We start from the raw sequence: 17,307 nt of genomic DNA, 5'->3' as shown, positions 1-17,307 counted from the left end.
TCGATTATCGCTGTCGCCGTTTCGAGGCCGACGAGCGGTGCGATCCCGATGACCGATTCCGTGGGGCGCGACCGAAGACGGCCGGCACGCCCGACCGGCCGAGGCGATCGAGTTCGCCGGCCAGCCGCGACGTCTCGTCGTACCAGTCGCGCAACTCGTCCACGGTGGGCGCGGGCTCGGAATCGAGATGGTGACCCGACCGCGACAACACCGCCCACAATCCGGCGACGCGGCCGGCGAGTTCGGGGCCGGCGCAGGTTTCCAGCGCCAGCAGTTGCGCACGCATGCTGCAGCGGGCCAGTTGCGGAGAGATACGTGCCCACAGCCCATCCACGGCCTGTTCCAGAGCGATCCGCAGAATCCAGACCGTCGCTCGCGACCACAGCCCGCCCGCATCGGTCACGGTGCCGTCGAGAAGGTCCGCGGCCGCGTTCAGGCGTTCGGTGACCGTCGGCCTCACGGATCGAGCCATGTCACGAATCTCTTGGTGTCGTCGATCAATTCGGCGGGTCCGCGCCGGATCCGGATATGAGCGCCGGCGGCGGCGTCACGCACCACCGCGCGCGCCCACGGCGCCTCACGGTCGAGCAGTTCGTTGAGGTCGTCGACCCGGCCGGGCACTCCGAAGATCGCCAAAGAGACCGTCTCCCAGGTGGTCCGAGCCCGATCGACTCGCGCCTGCACCTCCCGGTGGTCCATTCCGGCGGCGAGCAGTTCGCGGCGGGACCGGGCCAACGCGGCGGCCTCGATGGCCGATCGGCAACAGGTGATGACGAGTTCGGTCGCGATCGCGCGCGGCAACTGGCGGGTGCGCTCCAATGCGCGCGCGTCGGCCAGATAGCGCCGTACCGGATCCTCGATCCCGCGCACCTCGACCTGGGAACGCTCGCGACGTTGCACCTCGAGAACCGTTGCGTCCAAACGTAATCTGCGGACCGCCTCGGACAGCCGCTCATCGTGGGTGAACACCACCACCTGGCGGCCGCTGCGTGCCACCGCGGCCAGCACCCGGGCCAGCCCGTCGACCTTGGCCGGATCCATCGCCTGCACCGGATCGTCGATCATGACGAATCCGAACGGGCTCTCGGCCACGGTGGCGCGGGGCAGGAACAGTGCGAGGCCCAGCGCGTGCAATTCGCCCTGGCTCATCACTCCCAGAGCCGTGCCGTCGGCCTCGTCGACCGTGACATCCAGCAGCACCTTGCGGCTGGCACCGGCATTGCCCTGCAGCCGGATGGCGCCCAGATCCACATTGCTGCGCTGCCGCAGCCCACCCCAGATGCGCCGGGCGTGGTCGGCCAGCGGCGCCATCCGTTCGTCCCGAAGCCCCGCGGCAGCCGATTTCAGCCATTCCTCCGCACGGCGCACCGTCCGCAGTTCCGGATCGGCCGCGGCGACCAGTCGCGCCTCGTGCAACCAGGCGGCGATCCGCGGCACCAGCGGGGTCCACACCGCGTCGATGCGGTCGAGTTCCTTGTGCACCGCGCGCTGCAACACCTCCAGTCGCGCAGCGAGTTCGGCGTGCGTGGCGCGCAGCCGGGCAGCCGCCGCTGCCGGTTCGCGCTCGGCCAGGGTGGACCACGCCGCCCAGACCCGGTACACCTCGGTGGGATCGATATTCGGCGCGGCCGTCATCGAGTCCAGTTCCACCGGAACGGGTTCGATGAGCGCGCGGGCCGCGGCGACCGCCTCGTCCAGATCGGCACGCGCGGTGGTGAACACGACCGCGCGCTGTTCGGCGGCGGCGATCCGTGCCGTGGATTCACGTCGCCAGGCCTCGTCCAGAGCCCCGTGACCGCAGACCGGGCACGGGCAGCCCGGCGCGGTGCCCGAGTGCTCGACCGCGCGCCGAAGCAGATCCACCACGCGCAGTTCGGATTCCGGATCTCCGGTCGTCGAGGCGACCAGCCGCTCGGTGGCCTGCTCGACGGCGGTGGCCGCGACCTCGACCTGCGCGGTGGTGGGAATGCCCAACCGGGCGATCGCCTGCAGTGCCGCCACCCCTCCGGGGTCGTGACGCACACCGGCGAGTTCGCGCGCGATCTCCTCCAGTTCGGGCACGGCCGCACGCAACAGCGCGGCGACACGTTCGGCGCGGTCGTCGGCGATGGTGGTCAGTTCCGCCAGCAATGTGTGGCGCCCGTCCCGGGACTGCTTGGCCGCACGCTCCAATTCGATTCGGCGCGTCCGGGTTCGATCGAGCGCGGCACTGATGTCATCGAGTCCGAGCAGCCGGTGCAGTGCGTCGAACAGATCGCTCGGCCGGCCGTCGGCGACCGCGCCGAGTTCGCTGTAGGACAGGAAGGGACGGTAGAGCTCCATGGCGGATTCCCAATCGCCGACCTGGAACTCCCCGGCGGCCCGGCCGTCGCGCCGCCTGGTCCAGGAACCACCGGACAACTCGTCGCCGTCCGCCCATTCCCGCCGGATCGAGTACTCCCCGGTCCCCGCCGAGACCACATCCACGGTGATTCGAGTGGTGCTGTCACAGTGCATGTTCCGCCAGCCCGCGCGCCAGACGGCCGATCTGCCTTCCCAGCGCCTGTTCACACCCGTGAGCGCCACCTCGACGGCCTCGGCGAAACTCGACTTGCCCGAGCCGTTTCGGCCCACGACCAGAGTCAATCCGGGTCCCGGTGCGATCCGCAACACCGACTCCCGGCCGATACCGCGAAATCCGCGTACCCGGACGGCGCGCAAGAACAGTCCGTGCTGCGGGGCCGCACCCCCCGGTTCCGCCGATTCCCCCAGCGCCGTGAGTACCGTGTGGGCAACATCCGGGCCGATCGACGAATCCGCGTGCAACCGCGCCGAGACCAGATCTCGCAGGCGCGGTGCGTCCCCCTCCCCTTGCCCCACTACCCCTCCTGGCTTCTCACGACGCGTCGGGGCGAACGCTACCGGAAACCGGCCCGGGCGGGGCGCATGGCCATCGGGCGGCCGAACCGTCCGATGGCCACCCCTCGGCCGTCCCGGCCGGGCAGTTCCACGGATTTCACCCTGGAGAGGTGGCTCGGTTCAACCGAACAGATCAGAATGCCAGATCCAGAGATCTTGCACAAGTCGGCGGATAGTTCGAATAGCGTTCCGGGACACGACGATTCGATCCGCAATTTTCCGGCGACCATCATCGACCGGCATGTGGGGCAGGCACCGCCGACCCCCGACGCCACGACGCCCGATCGGTGTCGGTGGGGTCGGGTACAAATCCGGGGTAACAGAACGAACGGGGGAACACGTGAGCAGATCTGCGACCGCGGCACACTCGGCCACCGTCGACAATGTCCTGGCCCTGGCGTCGGATGGCGCGGCGCTCGACGCGGCGCGCGCACTGACCGGCGCGTGGCACGGCACCGGCCGCCACGACAGTGCGCTGTGGGGTCTGTGCCGCGGCGGCGGCACCGAGCCGTATCGGACGGTCGTCGATCTGTCCGGGCCGGGTTTCCACTGCTCCTGCCCGTCCCGGAAATCTCCCTGCAAACATGCCTTGTCGCTACTACTGCTCCGGTCGCGGGATGCCGTCGACGAAGCGTGCGCACCGGCCGATTTCGCGGTCGAATGGCTCGCGGCTCGCCCGGGGACCCAAGCCGGCCGGGGCGCACGTGGCATCAAGCAGTCGACGATCGATCAGCGGCGCGCGCGGGTCGACGCGGGGCTGCGGGATCTCGAGACCTGGCTCGCCGATCAGTGCCGTACCGGCCTGGCACAGGCCGATCATTCGGCGCCGGCACTGGAGGCGGTGGCCGCGCGCATGGTCGACGCGCAGGCACCGGGCGTCGCCGCCGCGCTGCGGCAACTCCCGCGCCGGATGCTCGGCAACGAACAGTGGCCGGCCATCCTGCTCAGCGAGTACGCCCGGCTGCACCTGCTGATCGGCGCCCACCGCCGGCTCGACGAACTGGAGCCGGAGCAAGCCGCCGGGGTCCGTGCCCACATCGGATATCCGGCCCGGGCCGAGGCGGTCCGCAGCCAGACACCGGCGGTCCGCGACCACTGGATGGTCCTCGGCGTGCGAGTCACCGAGGAGGAGCGGGTCTTCAGCCGCCGCACCCTGCTCCGCGGCCGGTACACCCAACGTTGGGCGCAGGTGATCGAGCACAATTTCGGCAGTGCGAGTTTCGCCGGCGACCCCCCGATTCCCGGGACCATGGCCGAGGCAGACCTGCATTTCCATCCGGCCGCGATACCGCTGCGCGCGGTCCGGGGCACGCATCACGCCGCCGCGCAGCCGTTCACCACCATCGTCTGCGACTCCGGAACCATCGCCGATCAACTCGCCGATCATGCCCGGGCCCTGGGCGCCGACCCCTGGCTGCGCAGCCGGCCGATGCTGCTGACCGCGGTGAGCCCCGCCTTCGGCGACGGCCGCTGGCAGTTGGCCGAAGCGGACGGTACCGCGGTGCCGCTCGCCGCGAGCGTCGATGTGCCGTGGCGGCTGATCGGGCTGTCGGGAGGACATCCGCTGACGGTGGTCGGCGAATGGACGGCGGCCGGGCTGGTGCCGATCGCGGCGCTCGCCAACGGCGAGATCGTCGATGTGGAGCCCGAATCGCTGCTCGGCGCACCGACTCCCGGTACCGCGGTGCCGGCCGCGGCGGCGCCGATCGTGCCGGTGGCGCTGCTGGGCACCGCCCGGCGCACCCTGGATCCGGCTCAACTCGCGGACGCGGTCGCCGCGGCGCTGCGGCCCGCCGGCACGGACCGCAATCTGCTCGACGCGGTGATGTTGCAGGAGCTGTACCACCGCGGCGGGGCCGAGCCCGGACATGCCGAACCGCTCACTCCCGCGGCACCGGACGATCGGCCGCTGCTGTCCGGTGCCGCGGCACAGCGCCTGCGCGAGCTGGTCGCGAGTACGTCGCCGATGCTCGCGGAGTGGTTCGCGGCCGCGCGGGCCCGCGATCCACGCGTCCCCGACGCGCTGTGCGCCGAACTGCTGGAGGCCGCCAGAACCCAGCCCGCCCTGCGTGATCCGCTGCTGCGGCTGACCGGCACGCGGGGCCGGTGGCTCGCGGAACTGCATCCGCGCTGGCGGCCCATGCTCCGCCCCGGCGATGACGATCCCCGGGTGTGGACGCACGGGCGCCCAGCGGAGCGGCGGAACTGGCTGGCGGTCGTGCGCGGTCGCGACGCGGGCGCCGCCCGGGCGGCGCTGGCTCAGACCTGGAGCCGCGAACCCGCACGCGGGCGCGCCGAACTGCTCGCGGTGCTGGCCGACGGACCGGAACCCGGCGACGAGGCACTGCTCGAGACGGCCCTCGACGACACTCGCGCCGACGTCCGCCGTGTCGCCGCCGATCTGCTTGCCCGGCTGCCCGATTCGGCATACGGCGCGCGGATGCGCGAGCGGGCGCGGCGATGGGTGCGGGTCCGCTCCGGCGCCCTGCTACCCGAACTGCCGCCGGATCTCGGCGACTCCGCCCGCCGCGACGGACTCGCCGACCGGCTGGACCCGGTGGCCTATCGCCGCGACGGTGGTGCCGATATCGACGCCGAACGACTCCGCCGCCTGATGGCCGCCACCCCGCTGGACCATTGGGCGGCGGTCTGTGGTTCCGCCGAGGCCGCCACCGCCTTGCACCTGCCCGACGACATGCTGGGTCCGATCTGCGCGGGCTGGTCCGAAGCCGCACTCGCCCAACGTGACTCGTTCTGGGCGGGTCCACTGTTCGAGGTACTGACCACCACTCCGACCCTCGGCGCCGATCCACGGCTGCGCCAGGAGCTGTTCGGACTGCTGCCGATCGAACACCGGGTCCGCTATCTGTGTGCTCTGGACTCCAGCTGGCTGGCCGAACTGGAGCTGCTGGTGCCGGCGCTGCCACATCCCTGGCCACAACCGGTGGCCGATCATGTGGTCCGGCTGCTGCTCGACCGCGCCCAGCTGGCCCAGGCCCGCCCGGGCGCCGCGGGCCTGTCGCCCGCGTCGTATCGCACCCTGCTGCGCAGTGCCACGATCCACTTCCCGATCCCGGCCTCCCCACGGGTCACCACCGCGGCCCGCCGGTGTGGAGATCCGCACTGGCACAGCACCTTCGATCAACTCACCACCGGACTGACCCACCGCACCCAGATGCTCGAGGAGCTCGCATGACCACCGTCGACAGCCCGCCCGCGGATTTGCTGCGCCCGCATGCCGAACAGGTATTCGCCGACGAACTGGCGGCGCTGGCGGCGGCCGACGACCGCCCGCGGCCGCCGTCGTGGCGGCTCTCGCCGTGGGCGGTGGTGACCTACCTGCTCGGTGACACCCTGCCCGACGGCACCGTGATCACACCCAAGTACATCGGTCCGCGCCGGCTGATGGAGGTCGCGGTCGCCACCCTGGCGACCGATCGCGCACTCCTGCTCCTCGGGGTGCCTGGAACCGCGAAAACCTGGGTTTCGGAACATCTTGCGGCCGCCATCAGCGGTTCGTCCACCCTGTTGATACAGGGCACCTCCGGTACCGCCGAGGAAGCGATCCGCTACGGCTGGAACTACGCCCGCCTGCTGGCCGAGGGACCTACCGACGGTGCGCTGGTGCCCTCGCCGATCATGACCGCGATGCGCACCGGCGCCATCGCCCGGGTCGAGGAGCTCACCCGCATCCCCTCCGATGTCCAGGACGCGCTGATCACGGTGCTGTCGGAGAAGACCTTGCCGGTCCCGGAGCTCGGTGTCGAGGTACAGGCGGCCAAGGGGTTCAATGTCATCGCCACCGCCAACGATCGCGATCGCGGGGTCAACGAGCTGTCCTCCGCCCTGCGTCGCCGGTTCAACACCGTGGTGCTGCCGCTGCCGGCGGACGAGGACGACGAGGTGTCCATCGTGACCAGGCGCGTCGAACAGCTCGGCAGCACACTGCAATTGCCGCCGGTCCCGGCCGCCGCCGAGGAGATCCGGCGGGTGGTGCGGGTGTTCCGGGAGCTGCGCTCGGGAATCACGGCCGATGGGCGTACCAAGCTCAAATCACCGTCGGGCACCCTGTCGACCGCCGAGGCGATCTCGGTGATCACGGGCGGCATGGCACTGGCGGCGCACTTCGGTGACGGTGTCCTGCGCGCCGGTGATGTCGCGGGTGCGGTGCTGGGCGCCGTGGTGAAGGATCCGGTGGCAGACGGGGTGGTGTGGACGGAGTACCTCGAGGCCGTCGTGCGCGAGCGCCCCGACTGGTCCGATTTCTACCGCGCGTGCCGCGAGGTGCACGGATGAGTGCGGATGCGGCCGCCCCGGACGCACCACGGACCCAGATCTTCGGAATCCGCCACCACGGCCCCGGGTCCGCCCGCTCGCTGAGCTGGGCGCTGCGGCGATTCCGTCCCGACACCATCCTGATCGAAGGTCCCGCCGACGCCGATCCGCTGACCGGATACGCGACGGCCGAAGGGATGACACCTCCGGTCGCACTGCTCGCCTACACCCCGAACGATCCTTCCCGAGCGGCCTTCTGGCCGTTCGCGGTGTTCTCCCCGGAGTGGCAGGCACTGCGATACGCGGCCGAACAGCACGTCCCCGTGCACTTCTGCGATCTGCCCGCCGCCCACGCCCTCGCCGCCGACGACGACCGGGAGGTGTCCGGTGACCGCGGCGATCCGCTGGCAGCACTGGCCGCCGCCGGTGGATTCGACGATCCGGAGCGCTGGTGGGACACCGTCGTCGAATCCACCGCCGACCCGGCCGGCGACGGCAGCGACATCTTCGACGCGATCACCGAGGCGATGACGGAACTGCGAGCCGCCGAGCAGGATTCGGCGGACGCGCACACGCTGCGCCGCGAGGCGTACATGCGCCAGACCATGCGCAGGGCCGTCAAGGGTGGTGCGCGCCGGCTCGCGGTGGTGTGCGGGGCTTTCCACGCACCGGCGCTGGCCGGTGCACTCGGACCGGCCGCCCCGGATGCCCGCCTGCTCAAGGGTCTGACCAAGGTGAAGACCACGCTGACCTGGGTGCCGTGGACACATTCCCGGCTGGCCGGAGCATCGGGCTACGGTGCGGGCATCACCTCGCCGGGCTGGTACCACCACCTGTTCACCCAGCCGCAGGACCCGATCCCGCGCTGGCTCACCCGGGTGGCAGGCGCCCTGCGAGCCCGCGATCTGCCGGTCTCCAGTGCGCACATCATCGAATCCGTGCGGCTGGCCGAAACACTCGCCGCCCTGCGCGGTCGGCCCGGCCCGGGATTGTCCGAGGTCACCGACGCCACCCGAGCGGTCTTGTGCGAGGGCGACGAGACCATGCTGCGGTACATCAGCAGCGAACTGGTTGTCGGTGAGGCGCTGGGATCGGTCCCCGAGGACACCCCCACGGTCCCCCTCGACGCCGATCTGCGCGCTCGGGCGCGGACCCTGCGCCTGCCGCAGCAGGCGCGGGCCGCACAGCTGGATCTGGATCTGCGCAAGGAGCGGGATGTGGCCCGCTCCCATCTGCTGCATCGGTTGCGACTTCTCGGAATAGGCTGGGGTACACCGATTTCCGGCGAGGTTCGCAATACCGGCACCTTCCGTGAATCCTGGTCGCTGTGCTGGGAGCCCACGCTGTCGGTCGCGGTGATCGAGGCATCCCGCTGGGGCACCACCATCCGCGGTGCGGCCGAGGCGAAGATCCTCGACCGGGTCGGTGCGGCCGACGCCACGGTCGGCGATATCGGCGCGGCCCTGGAAACAGCCCTACTGGCAGATCTGGGCGGGGCGATCGACGGACTCGTCGTCCGGCTCGAGGCGGTTGCCGCACTCGATCACGATGTCACCCACCTCCTCGCCGCGCTGCCCGGCCTGATCCGCACCCTGCGTTACGGCGATGTCCGCAGTACCGATGCCGGCGCCCTGGCCCGGGTGGCCGACGGGCTGCTCGTTCGCATCTGCGCCGGACTGCCCGGTGCCGTCACGGGTGTGGACACCGATGCCGCCGCTCGGTTGCGCGGCCTGATCGACAACACCCACATCGCGATCGCCACCCGCGACGAACCGCACACCACCGCGATCTGGACCGCGGCCCTGCGCCGGCTCGCCGACCGCGACGATGTCCACGGCGCGCTGGTGGGCCGGGCGGTCCGGCTGCTGTGCGATGCGGGCATCATCGCCGACGAGGAGTCCGCACGCCGGCTGTCGGCGGCGCTGTCGATCGGGCACGGTCCAGCCGACAAGGCCGCCTGGATCGACGGCTTCCTCGGCGGTCGCGGACTGCTCCTGGTCCACGACCGAGATCTGCTGCGGCGCATCGACTCCTGGCTGCGCGAACTCGACGAGAACCAATTCGTGGCCACCCTGCCGCTGCTGCGGCGCACCTTCGGCACCTTCGAGTCCGGTGAGCGCCAGGCCATCGGCCGGGCGGTCCGCGACGGCGCGCCGATCACCACCGCGTCCCGCGACCGCGCCGGACTCGACGCCGAGCGGGGCTTGCTGGCCCTGCGTGCGGCGACCGAAATTCTGGCGGCCGCACGATGATTCGTCCGAGGAGCAACCCATGACCACACCACCCGGCACCGACGACGATCAAGACCGGCGCTGGCGGCTCGTGCTCGGCGCACCGGCCGAATCCGCTCTGGGCGGACTGTCCCGCGCCGAGGACACCGCGATGGACGAAGCGCTTTCGGCGCTCTACAACGGTGACGAGCACACCCCGGGCGCGAAGCGCACCGCGGGTCTGAGCGGTTCCGCACCGAAAGTGGCTCGGTGGCTGGGCGATATCCGCAGCTACTTCCCGTCGACGGTGGTGGAGGTGATGCAGCACGATGCCATCGATCGATTGCAGCTCGCCCAGCTGCTGCTCGAACCGGAACTGCTCGAAGCGGTCGAGCCCGACGTCCAGCTGGTCGGCACCCTGCTCACCCTGAACCGGGTGATGCCCGAAACCACGCGCGCCACAGCACGAGTGGTGGTCCGGAAAGTGGTCCGCGAGATCGAACACCGATTGGCCGCACGCACCGTCGCCGCGGTGTCCGGTGCGCTCAACCGGGCCGCCCGGGTGTCGCGACCGCGACTGCGCGATATCGACTGGGATCGCACCATCCGTCGCAATCTTGCCCACTACCTGCCTGAACACCGCACCGTCGTCCCGGAACGGCTCGTGGGTTACGGACGCCGGGCACAGGCGGTACAACGTGACGTGGTGCTCGCGATCGATCAATCCGGTTCCATGGCAGCGAGTGTGGTCTACGCCGCGGTGTTCGGCGCGGTGCTGGCATCCATCCGATCGCTGCGGACCTCGCTGGTGGTGTTCGACACCTCCGTGGTGGATCTCACCGAGCAGCTGTCGGATCCGGTGGATGTGCTCTTCGGCACACAACTCGGCGGCGGGACCGATATCAACCGGGCCATCGCGTATTGCGGGCAACTGATCACCCGACCCGCCGACTCGTTGTTCATCCTCATCTCCGACCTCTACGAAGGCGGCATCCGCGACGAGATGATCCGTCGCATCGCCACGATGAAGGAAGCCGGCGTGCAGGTCCTGGTGCTGCTGGCGCTGTCGGACGAGGGCGCGCCGGCCTACGACCACGACAATGCGGCGGCCCTGGCCGCCCTCGGCGTTCCCGCGTTCGCGTGCACACCGGACCGCTTTCCCGATCTGCTGTCGATCGCACTCGACCGCGGCGATGTCCAAGCCTGGGCTCGGGCGCAGGCGAACCGGCGCTGAACGAACCACCGGCGCCCGCCGAAAGAGGTTGTCATTGCACGACTCTCGCGGCCGGCGCCACCGCAGCGCGCCAACCTGCGGTTCCGTCGGTCATCACCACACGCGACGGAAAGAGACCGGGCCCACAACGGCGGGCCGCGCGGCGGCGCGGAATCCGACGCGATAACTTGGATGGGTGTTGAAGAATTCCGTGGCCACGACGGCAGGAGCATGGCGGGTATCCGACGACACCACGGTGTCATTTCGTGAGGCAGCGGTGGCCTGGGCATTGGCCGCACATGCCGAATTGGCCGAAACCGCGACCGGGTACGGGCATTTCATCACCGTGAACGAGCTGGCGGAGCGGATCCAGGAAGTGTCCGGCATCCACACCGAGGCTCCCACCCGGACCTGGATGGCCGCGATTCTGCGCAAGGTCGCACGACGGTGCCACAGCGGTGGCGAACCGCCGCTCACCGCGCTCTGCGTACGCCAGAACCACACCGTCGGTGACGACTACAAGTACGTGCTCGAACTCGCGGGACTGCCCGTTCCGGAGGATCTGGAACTGCACGCCGCCTACGCCCGCTGGCAGTGCTACCAGCACTACGGTGCCGAGATGCCCGCCGAGGTCGGGGTGCCGCCGCTGACACCGAAGGTCGACGCCCGCCGTCGCGGTCGCGGCACCACGAAAACCGCTGCCGCGCCGGAGGAGAAGTCGGCCGAGCCCCGTCCGGCCGTGTGCTCACAGTGCTTCATCCAGCTGCCCGCGGGCGGCGTGTGCCAGTACTGCATCTGACGATCCGCAGCGCGGCGGTGAGCTCGTAGCGCTCACCGCCGCACCTCTCACAGATCCGCGATCGCCGCCAGCGGTGGAGTGCGAGCGGCACGTACGGCAGGCCACAATGCCGCCAGCACACCCACGACCGCGGAGCCGATGAGCATCCCCACGATCTGTGACCACGGCACCCTGATCGTGCTCAGCCCCAGATCCGACAGCGTCCGCAGGAATCCGACGCCCAGGACGAGCCCGAGCACCACGCCGACCACGGCACCGAATACCGCGATCAGCACGGACTCGAGATAGATGATCCGGCGCACCTGTGGCCGTTGCATGCCGACAGCGCGCAGCATGCCGATCTCGCGCCGCCGCTCGACCACCGACAGCGCCAGCGTGTTCACGATGCCCAGAATCGCGATCACCACCGCGAGCGCCAGCAATCCGTACAGGATCGCGAGCATGGTGTTGATCTGGCGCCCCTGTGCGCCCTTGAACTCGTCACGGTCCTGCACCTGCACCACCACGTAGGAGGCGGTCGCCTTCTCCAGCGCACCGCGCAGCGCGGGGACATCGGCCCCCGCATCGGCCTTGACCAGCACGATCAGATCGGTGCGGAAGGCCACCGGCATCACCTGGTTGTACAGATCCGGCGCCACCATCAGCGAACCCAGCAGCTGATTGTCGGCATAGACGCCCGCGACCGTCACCGCGAACTTCTTGTTGTCCACACTCGAGACCTCGACCCGATCCCCCACATGCCAATTACGGTCGCGCGCTTCGGTTTCCGAAGCAAGGATGGAATCTCCGGCCAGCGCATCGGTACCGTGCCGGATGTCGAAGTGCAGTACCGAACCTGTCGGCGCGTCCGGCGAAGTACCGGTCACCTGATCGTCGCCGACCCGTAGCGCGACGCCGCGGAAGGCCACCACGTTCGCGACATCCGGCACCTGGCGAGCCGCCTCGGCAGCGCCCAGGGGCACCCCGATCATCGGCGGCCCGGACAGGATGTAGTCCGCGTTCACGCCCTTGTCCACCAGATCACCGACACTGGCCTTCGCCGACGCACCGAGCATGCCGATCGCGGAAACCAGCATCAGGCCCAGCGTGAGCGCGAACGCGGTCGCCGCGGTGCGCCGCGGATTGCGCACCGCGTTGTTGCGCGCCATGGCTCCGATCGGCCCGAAGGGCCGCACCAGCAGACCGAGCACGCCCACCACCGGTCGCGACAGCGCCGGCGAGGCGAACAGCAGTGCGAAAATCAGTGCGGCCGCGCCGATTCCGACCGTGGCCGCCGCACCACCGCCGGTGCGCTGGGCACCTGCCACCACCACGATCACGCCGATCACCGCCAGCACCGCGCCGAAGACGGTCCGTACCCGCAGCGATTCCCCGGTCGAGGCGAACTCCTGGCGCATCGCCTCCACCGGCGGAATCCTGGCTGCCCGGCGTGCGGGTGCGTAGGCACTGGCCACCGTCACCACCAGGCCGATTGCCACCGCCGCGAGCACCGTGCGCGGCAGCACCTGCATGGTCCCGGTCGGCAGCCCGAGATCGAACGCGTTGAGCAGGGCCGACAGTCCGTATGCCAGACCGATCCCACCGGCCAGTCCGAGCAGACTACCGATGAGCCCGATCACGAACGCCTCGGACACCACCGACAACCCGACCTGCCGGCGCCCCGCACCCACCGCGCGCAACAGCGCCAGTTCGCGCAGCCGCTGCGCCACGATCATCGAGAAGGTGTTGTAGATGATGAAGGTCCCGACCAGCAGCGCGATCGCACCGAATGCGAGCAGGAAGTAGTTGACGAATTTCAGGGCGTTGCCGACCTGCTCCTTCATCTCGGCGCGCACCTGATCACCGTTGAGCACCTTGTAGTCCGGCGCCACCTTCGCGATCCGATCACGCAGGGTGTCCGGCGAAACACCCGGCGCCGCGGCCACATCCACGTATCCGACGTGGGCGCCGTCGGTGAACAGATCCCGTGCCTGTGCGTCGGGCAGCAGCAGACCGATGAATCCGCCGGTATCGGAGGAGACGTCGTAGATACCGCTGACGGTCATATCGATGGTGCCGCGGGAGGGCACCAGCACCGTCGCCTTGTCACCGACGTGCAGGCCCGCGCGTTCGGCGCCACCGGAATTGATCGCGACCTGCCCCGGTGTCACCGGAGCCACACCCTCGCTGAAATGCTCCGGTTCGGCGATGGCCCGCTCGGGCGGCAGATAGGAGCGACCCCAGCTCGGTGCGCCGCCGGTCTGCACGGCGTGCCCGTCCTTCAGCAGCACGACCGGCCCCTGCACCGCCGGCGCGATCGCGCGCACCCCGTCCACCTTCGCGACCGTGTCGACGGTGTCGTTCGGAACCCCCAGGGACTGGGCATGTTCCGGCTCGACCCGGACATCCACCCCCTTGGCCTGATCGGCGAAGATGCCGTCGAAGGTCCGCTGCAGGGTATCGGTGAACACGAACGAGCCCGCGACGAATGCGGTGCCGAGCACGACCGAGAGCAAAGTGAGCGCGAGCCGCACCTTGTGCGCGGCCAGATTGCGCAAGACCACCTTGCGCATGGGAGAACCGGCCACGACCTAACCCCCCAGTGCCATGCGGGACACCCGCACCCGGTCGGCACGATGAGCCGCTGCGCGATTGTCGCTCATCACGCCCGGCACCCCGCGGGACACCCGCACCCGGTCGGCACGATGAGCCGCTGCGCGATTGTCACTCATCACGCCCGGCACCCCGCGGGACACCCGCACCCGGTCGGCACGATGAGCCGCTGCGCGATTGTCGCTCATCACGCCCAGTGCCATGCGGGACACCCGCACCCGGTCGGCACGATGAGCCGCTGCGCGATTGTCGCTCATCACGCCTCCAGCGACTTCATTCGGTCCAGCACCGAATCCGCTGTCGGATCGCGTAACTCGTCGACGATCCGGCCGTCCGCGAGGAAGATCACGCGGTCGGCATAGGAGGCGGCATGCGGTTCGTGGGTGACGATGACCACCGTCTGGCCGAATTCGTCGACCGCGGCACGCAGGATGGACAACACCTCCCCCGAGGAGCGCGAATCCAGATTTCCGGTGGGCTCGTCACCGAAGATGATGTCGGGCCGGCCCACCAGCGCTCGTGCGCAGGCCACGCGCTGCTGCTGGCCGCCGGACAGCTCACCGGGCCGGTGATCCAGCCGATCCCGCAGTCCCAGCCGATCGATCACCGTATCCAGCCACTCCCGATCCGGGGCGCGGCCGGCGATGTCGAGCGGCAGCGTGATGTTCTCCAGTGCGGTGAGCGTCGGTACCAGGTTGAACGCCTGGAAGACGAAGCCGATGCGATCGCGGCGCAGCTTGGTCATCTGTTTGTCCGACAGCCCCGTCAGCGCGGTGTCACCGATGGACACGGTGCCGGAGGTGGCGCTGTCCAGTCCGGCCAGACAGTGCATGAGCGTGGACTTACCGGAACCGGACGGTCCCATGATCGCGGTGAACTCCCGCGGAGCGAACTCGGCGGATACCCCGTCGAGCGCGCGGACCTGCGTGTCTCCGGAGCCGTACAACTTCGTCAGGTCGGTGGCGCGTGCCGCGATCGTCGCCACCGCGGTGGATTCGGTGCCCAGGGCATCGGCAGTCATGACCTCCAGTCTGGTCAACACCGGCGACCCGCGCCATCGGGAATATCCCCCAATACCTGAGGCGCACCCGATACCCGGGCACGCCCGATCGGCTACACGACCGCCAGAATCACCAGCACCACCAGCAGCAAGACCACCGCACCGACGATGATCCCGATGATCACACCCGTATTGGACTTGGCCTGCGGCGCCGGATGGTAGCCGTACGGCTGCTGGTTGTACTGCGCGGCCGGGCCGTAATTGGGCCGCACCTGGTTCATCGGCGGCATCTGATGCGGGGGCGGCGCCTGATTCATCGGCGGCATCTGATTCATCGGACGCATGCCGGTATTGGGCGGCGGTGCCATCGGCCGCGCCACATGCGGCACCGAAGGCCCGGTCTGCGGTCGCGGCGCCAGCGGATTGCCCGGCCCTGTGGGCGGTCGCCCCTGTGTGGGCATGGACGGACCGGTGTAGGGACGGCCGACCGTCGGCATCCGCGGCGCGCTGGCGGGCGATACCGCCTGCTTGGCGGCCGCGGCGAAGTCCGCGCAGCTGACGAACCGGTCGACGGCGCGCTTGGACATCGCCTTGAGCAGTACCGCGTCCAGTCCGGTGGGCAGGCCGGTCCGCACATCGCTCAGCGTCGGCGGCGGTCCTTGCAGATGTCCGCGGATCACCGCGGCCGGATTGGGCGCGTTGAACGGACCCCGGCCGGTGAACAGCCAGAACAGGCTGCAGGCGAGCGAATACTGGTCCGAGCGTCCGTCCAGCTGCGCACCCGTCAACTGTTCGGGCGAGGCATAGGCCAGGGTCGCGGTGAAGGTCCCGGTCTGAGTCAGGTGACCGCCGTCGTCGCGCAACCGGGCGATTCCGAAGTCGGTGAGATAGACCCGCTCGCCCTTACCTCCGGTGGAGCGCGCCAGCAACATGTTGCCCGGCTTCACATCGCGGTGCATGACGCCGTTGCTGTGCGCGTAGTCCAGCGCCTCGGCGACCTCGGCGATGATCTGCACGGCCCGCTCGGGGGGCAGTTTCTGCGGATCCACGCTGGAGGCATCGATTCCGTCGATGAACTGCATGGAGATCCAGAGCTGGCCGTCCTCGAGGCCGCGGTCGTAGACCGTGACGACCTTGGGGTGGTCGAGCTGTGCGACGAGATCGGCTTCCCGCTCGAAACGGGCGCGGATTTCGGGATCGGCGACCATCTCGCGGTTCAGCAGCTTCAATGCCGTCATCCGGGGCAGTCTCGGATGTTTGGCCAGATACACCTGACCCATACCACCGCGGCCCAACAGTCGTTCGATGACGTAGCCCGCGAACACATCGCCGCTTGCCAGCATTCCCCGCTCCCACTTCCCGTCCCGGATCTCCGAAACCATAGCAGTACGGGCAGACGGTCATTTCCGATCGGGATCCGATGGCCCCGGCGCCTGGCACCGTGGCTTGTCGGTGGCGACCGCTACCCTGCTGTCATGCGCATTGGAGCACACGTCCGGCAAGACAGTGATCCGATCGGCTTCGGCGAGCGGCTGGGCGCCGATGTCATCCAGATGTTCGTGGTGGACCCGCAGAGCTGGGACAAACCGCAACCACATCCCCGCGCCGAGGAGATCAAGGCCAGCCCGATCGACGTGGTCGTGCACTCCACGTACCAGATCAATGTGGCCAGTACGAACAACAGGTTGCGGATGCCCTCGCGCAATGCCGTGGCCCAGCAGGCGCAGGCCGCGGCCGATCTGGGTGCGTTCGGACTGGTCGTGCACGGCGGGCACGTGCGTTCGGATGCCGAGATCGAGGCCGGAATCGTCAACTGGCGCAAACTGTTCGAACGCCAGCAGGACAAGGGCGGCTTCGCGGTGCCGATTCTGGTGGAGAACACCGCCGGCGGTAATCACGCCATGGCACGGCATTTCGATTCCATCGCCCGGTTGTGGGACGCGATCGGCGATTTCGGGGCCGGATTCTGTCTGGACACCTGCCACGCCTGGGCCGGCGGTGAAGAACTGGTCGGCGTGGTGGATCGCATCCGAGCGATCACCGGCCGGATCGACCTGGTGCACCTGAATTCCTCACGCGACGATTTCAACTCCGGCGCCGACCGGCATGCGAATTTCGCGGACGGCACGATCGACCCGCAGTTGCTGGCCGAGGTCTGCCGCACCGCGGATGCGCCGGTAGTGCTGGAGACACCGGCCGACGGCGTCGCCGAGGACCTGGCCTACCTGCGCGAACACCTGGGCTGAGCAACGCTGCGGCCTGCTTTGGGATCGCGCTGACCGTAAACCTGGCCGCGCCGGGGGCGCGATGGTGTGCTCGA

12 protein-coding genes are annotated in these 17,307 nt (G+C 69.6%); 6 read left to right on the top strand and 6 right to left on the bottom strand.

Features of this window, described 5'->3' with window-relative positions:
* Positions 1-4: 4 nt before the first annotated feature.
* Both AB0L57_RS19320 and AB0L57_RS19315 read right to left on the bottom strand, forming a co-directional pair.
* Positions 5-472: a hypothetical protein gene (locus tag AB0L57_RS19320; RefSeq protein WP_364963770.1), complete on the bottom strand. Its 468-nt coding sequence runs from the start codon at positions 470-472 to the stop codon at positions 5-7.
* Complete coding sequence (locus AB0L57_RS19315; RefSeq protein ID WP_364963769.1) at positions 457-2,859, bottom strand: AAA family ATPase; 2,403 nt, start codon at positions 2,857-2,859, stop codon at positions 457-459. The genes AB0L57_RS19320 and AB0L57_RS19315 overlap by 16 nt, the downstream gene beginning before the upstream one ends.
* 379 nt (positions 2,860-3,238) lie before the next feature.
* On the opposite strand from AB0L57_RS19315, the gene AB0L57_RS19310 reads away from it, so the two are divergent.
* The 5 genes from AB0L57_RS19310 to AB0L57_RS19290 all read left to right on the top strand — a co-directional run bounded on the left by AB0L57_RS19310 (position 3,239) and on the right by AB0L57_RS19290 (position 11,395).
* The gene (locus AB0L57_RS19310) at positions 3,239-6,094 is read left to right on the top strand and encodes a DUF5691 domain-containing protein (RefSeq protein ID WP_364963766.1); all 2,856 of its coding nucleotides are present in this window, start codon (positions 3,239-3,241) and stop codon (positions 6,092-6,094) included.
* Positions 6,091-7,194 carry an AAA family ATPase gene (locus AB0L57_RS19305; protein WP_364963763.1) on the top strand — a complete coding sequence of 368 codons (1,104 nt, stop codon included), beginning with the start codon at positions 6,091-6,093 and terminating at the stop codon, positions 7,192-7,194. Before AB0L57_RS19310 ends, AB0L57_RS19305 begins: the two co-directional genes overlap by 4 nt.
* On the top strand, positions 7,191-9,425 hold the full coding sequence (locus tag AB0L57_RS19300) for a DUF5682 family protein (protein ID WP_364963760.1): 2,235 nt from the start codon (positions 7,191-7,193) through the stop codon (positions 9,423-9,425). The genes AB0L57_RS19305 and AB0L57_RS19300 overlap by 4 nt, the downstream gene beginning before the upstream one ends.
* Before the next feature lie 19 nt (positions 9,426-9,444).
* Positions 9,445-10,617 carry a VWA domain-containing protein gene (locus tag AB0L57_RS19295; protein WP_364963758.1) on the top strand — a complete coding sequence of 391 codons (1,173 nt, stop codon included), beginning with the start codon at positions 9,445-9,447 and terminating at the stop codon, positions 10,615-10,617.
* Positions 10,618-10,792: 175 nt separating this feature from the next.
* On the top strand, positions 10,793-11,395 hold the full coding sequence (locus AB0L57_RS19290) for a hypothetical protein (protein ID WP_364963755.1): 603 nt from the start codon (positions 10,793-10,795) through the stop codon (positions 11,393-11,395).
* Positions 11,396-11,442: 47 nt separating this feature from the next.
* Here AB0L57_RS19290 and AB0L57_RS19285 read toward each other — a convergent pair whose 3' ends face one another.
* The 4 genes from AB0L57_RS19285 to AB0L57_RS19270 form a co-directional block, all read right to left on the bottom strand.
* Entirely contained in the window at positions 11,443-13,947 is a 2,505-nt protein-coding gene (locus AB0L57_RS19285; RefSeq protein ID WP_364963752.1) for an FtsX-like permease family protein, read from the bottom strand.
* Positions 13,948-13,965: 18 nt separating this feature from the next.
* Entirely contained in the window at positions 13,966-14,244 is a 279-nt protein-coding gene (locus tag AB0L57_RS19280) for a hypothetical protein (RefSeq protein WP_364963749.1), read from the bottom strand.
* On the bottom strand, positions 14,244-15,008 hold the full coding sequence (locus AB0L57_RS19275; protein ID WP_364963746.1) for an ABC transporter ATP-binding protein: 765 nt from the start codon (positions 15,006-15,008) through the stop codon (positions 14,244-14,246). The genes AB0L57_RS19280 and AB0L57_RS19275 overlap by 1 nt, the downstream gene beginning before the upstream one ends.
* Positions 15,009-15,100: 92 nt before the next feature.
* Positions 15,101-16,369, bottom strand: a complete 1,269-nt coding sequence (locus tag AB0L57_RS19270; protein ID WP_364963744.1) for a protein kinase — start codon at positions 16,367-16,369, stop codon at positions 15,101-15,103.
* Positions 16,370-16,462: 93 nt separating this feature from the next.
* Between AB0L57_RS19270 and AB0L57_RS19265 the strand changes: the two genes are divergently transcribed.
* Positions 16,463-17,233, top strand: coding sequence for a deoxyribonuclease IV (locus tag AB0L57_RS19265; protein WP_364963741.1), 771 nt, complete (start codon positions 16,463-16,465; stop codon positions 17,231-17,233).
* Positions 17,234-17,307: the final 74 nt, after the last annotated feature.

The sequence above is a fragment of the Nocardia sp. NPDC052254 genome (assembly GCF_040679495.1).
Taxonomy (GTDB): Bacteria; Actinomycetota; Actinomycetes; order Mycobacteriales; family Mycobacteriaceae; genus Nocardia.
Note: the sequence above shows the minus strand (reverse complement) of the source record. Positions and strands in the feature narration are given on the sequence as shown.